The 1,257-nt window shown below is 68.0% G+C and carries 1 protein-coding gene; it reads left to right on the top strand.

The window, feature by feature from the left end; all coding sequences use genetic code 11:
• Positions 1-62 precede the first annotated feature (62 nt).
• Positions 63-1,231, top strand: a protein-coding gene (locus tag QNA08_RS18910; RefSeq protein ID WP_422679957.1) for an IS3 family transposase whose coding sequence is annotated in 2 segments (ribosomal slippage) — positions 63-321 and positions 321-1,231 — 1,170 coding nt in all. Because the reading frame shifts where the segments join, the coding sequence is not laid out codon by codon here.
• Positions 1,232-1,257: the final 26 nt, after the last annotated feature.

Raw genomic sequence — 1,257 nt, 5'->3', positions numbered from 1 at the left:
TGACCTGCCCCCTTCCTGATCCCTCGGTTTGAGTGAGAGTCCGTCACCTAGAGGAGACGGACGTGAAGAAGAGCAGGTTCAACGAGGCGCAGATCATCGGCGTGCTGCGGGAGCAGGAGGCCGGAAGCCCGACGGCGGAGGTGTGTCGGCGGCACGGGATCAGCGAGCAGACCTTCTATCGCTGGAAGGCCAAGTACAGCGGCATGAGCGTGTCGGACGCGCAGAAGCTGAAGACGCTTGAGGACGAGAACCGGCGGCTGAAGAAGCTGCTGGCGGAGTCGATGCTGGACGTCTCGGCCCTGAAGGACCTTCTGGGAAAAAACTGACCGGGCCTGCAGCGCGCCGGGAGGCTGTGCTTCGCCTGATGGCGGAGCGCGGCTTCTCGCAGAGGCGCGCCTGCGGGCTGGTCCGGGTCGATCCCAAGACGGTGCGTCGCGTGGCCGATCCAGGCGATGCGGACGTGCGGGAGCGGCTGCGGGGCCTGGCGGCGGAACGACGCCGCTTCGGCTACCGGCGGCTCGGCATCCTGCTCGAGCGTGAAGGCGTCAGCATGAACAAGAAGAAGCTCTTCCGGCTCTATCGCGAAGAGGGCTTGGCGGTGCGAAGGCGGCGTGGCCGCAAGCGCGCGACCGGGACACGGGCGCCGATGGCGCTGCCGGATGGCCCGAACCAGCGCTGGAGCCTGGACTTCGTGGCCGACACCCTGAGCTGGGGCCGGCGCTTCCGGATCCTGTGCATCGTCGACGACTTCACCCGCGAGGCCCTGGCGCTGGTGGTCGACACCTCGATCGGCGGCCATCGCATGGCCCGCGAGCTGGACGTCCTGATCGCCCGGCGGGGGAAGCCGGCGACCATCGTCAGCGACAACGGGACCGAGATGACCAGCCGGGCGATGCTGGAATGGACCAATCGCACCGGCGTCGACTGGCACTACATCGCGCCGGGCAAGCCGCAACAGAACGGCTTCGTGGAGAGCTTCAACGGCAAGCTGCGCGACGAGTGTCTGAACGAGGAGGTCTTCGCCAATCTGGCCGAGGCCCGCGCCGTGATCGAGCGCTGGCGGCTCGACTACAACCACGTGCGCCCACACTCGGCGCACGGCGGGCTTACCCCCGAAGCCGTGCGGCTGAACCCCGCGGCCGGGCGGTTGCGCAACGTAATCAGCTCCACCGCCCGGCCGCTACCGCCGGCGATGGAGATCAGCTACCAAACCCCTGGGCTCTCACAATGAATGAGGGACCGGCGGGGGGCAGGTCA

The organism is Chelatococcus albus (genome assembly GCF_030067675.1).
Taxonomy (GTDB): Bacteria; Pseudomonadota; Alphaproteobacteria; order Rhizobiales; family Beijerinckiaceae; genus Chelatococcus_A; species Chelatococcus_A albus.
Note: the sequence above shows the minus strand (reverse complement) of the source record. Positions and strands in the feature narration are given on the sequence as shown.